At 75.1% G+C, this 1,798-nt stretch carries 2 protein-coding genes; both read left to right on the top strand.

Annotation, left to right across the window (positions count from 1 at the left end; all coding sequences use genetic code 11):
• Positions 1–58: 58 nt before the first annotated feature.
• Positions 59–829 (top strand): enoyl-CoA hydratase-related protein, encoded by a 771-nt coding sequence (locus AC13HU_RS36620; protein ID WP_483046315.1) that lies wholly within the window; start codon positions 59–61, stop codon positions 827–829.
• Positions 830–941: 112 nt separating this feature from the next.
• The coding region (locus AC13HU_RS36615) for a GGDEF domain-containing protein (RefSeq protein WP_483046314.1) at positions 942–1,798 on the top strand (857 nt) is incomplete at its 3' end.

The following is a 1,798-nucleotide window of genomic DNA, read 5'->3' as shown; positions in this document are numbered from 1 at the left end:
GGGAGGTCGGGGCGGGAGGGGCGAGCAAGAGGAAACGGGCACGCGGTACGGGGACGTCGTGGAGGTCCGGCGGCATGGTGGGCGTGTCGCCGAGGTGGTGCTGGACCGCCCGAAGGCGATGAACGCGGTGTCGACGAGCATGGCGGAGGCGATCGCGGCCGCGTGCGCGGCGGTGGCCGCGGACGCGACCGTGAGCGTGGTGGTGCTGACCTCGTCGAGCGAGCGCGCGTTCTGCGCCGGCGCGGACCTGAAGGAGCGGAACTCGCTGAGCGACGCGGAGTTGCTGCGCCAGCGCCCGCGGGCGAGGGCGGCGTACGGCGGCGTGCTGGACCTGCCGATGCCCGCGATCGCCGCGGTGGGCGGGTTCGCGCTGGGCGGCGGATACGAACTCGCCCTCGCCTGTGACCTGATCGTCGCGGACGAGTCCGCGGTGGTCGGGCTGCCGGAGGTGTCCGTGGGGGTCATCCCCGGCGGCGGCGGCACCCAACTGCTGCCGCGCCGGGTGGGCGCGGCCCGGGCCGCGGAACTGGTCTTCACCGCGCGCCGCGTCCCGGCGGCCGAAGCGCTGGAACTGGGCATGATCGACCAGCTCGTACCGGCGGGCGGGGCCCGTACCGCCGCGCTCGACCTCGCGGAGCGCATCGCGGCGAACTCTCCGGTGGGGTTGCGCGCCGCCAAGCAGGCCCTGCGGCTCGGCCACGGGCAGGATCTGCGGACCGGCCTGGAGGTCGAGGACGCGGCCTGGCGCACCGTCGCGTTCTCGGCGGACCGGGCCGAGGGGGTCGCCGCGTTCAACGAGAAGCGGCGGCCGGCCTGGCCCGGGCTCTGATCGCCGCCGCTCGGCACGGGTTCCGCCCCCCGGAGATCGGGGGAGGTCCGTTCGGCCCAGTGCGGGGCCCGGTCGAGCGTCAAGGCGGGGCAAAGGTGCCTAGCCTGGGGTGATGGCGGAAGGTACAGCCGATGTGCGGCTGCGGGCGGTCGTCGAGCTGGCTCAGGCGCTGGCCACGGCGCAGACCCCGAGTGCGACGGTCCGGGCGGGGGCGCGCCGGGCCCGGCTGGCGATGCAGGGCACCTTCGCCGCGGTCTCGGCGTGGGAGCGGGAGACCGGTCGGCTGCGGGTGCTGGTCAACGACGGCGACCTCGCCCCGGGCGAGGAGGCGGAGCCGGCCGACGAGTCGTACTCGGTGCACGACTTCCCCGAGATCGCCGAGTTCCTGCACGGCACATGGGCCGCGGGCGGTGAGCCGCACGCGTGGGTGGAGACGGAGGACGCGACCAGCACCTCCCCCGGCGGGGGAAGCTGGGGCCGGGCCGCGGCACTGCGGCGGCGCGGGCGGGGCAGCTGCGTGGTCGCGCCGATCCTGCTGCACGGGCGGGCGTGGGGCGAGCTGTACGTCGCGCGGCGGGTGGGCGAGGCGGGCTTCGACCGTACGGACGCGGACTTCGCCACGGTGCTGGCCGCGCTGATCGCATCCGGCATCGCGCAGACCGAACGCCTCGCCGAGGTCCAACTCCTGGCGTTCACCGATCCGTTGACAGGACTCGGCAACCGCAGGGCGGTCGACGTGCGGCTGGACGAAGCGTTGGAGCTGCACCGGGAGCAGGGCGCGGTGGTGAGTTTGGTGGTGTGCGACCTGAACGGGCTGAAGCGGGTCAACGACCGGCTCGGGCACGCGGTCGGCGACCGTTTGCTGGAACGGTTCGGCTCGCTGCTCTCGCTGTGCGGGGCGATGCTTCCCGGCAGTCTCGCGGCGCGGCTCGGCGGGGACGAGTTCTGCGTCGTGGCGGTGGGGCAGAC

It is taken from the genome of Streptomyces sp. NH27 (genome assembly GCF_056859195.1).
This window is presented reverse-complemented; position numbering and strand designations above follow the sequence as displayed.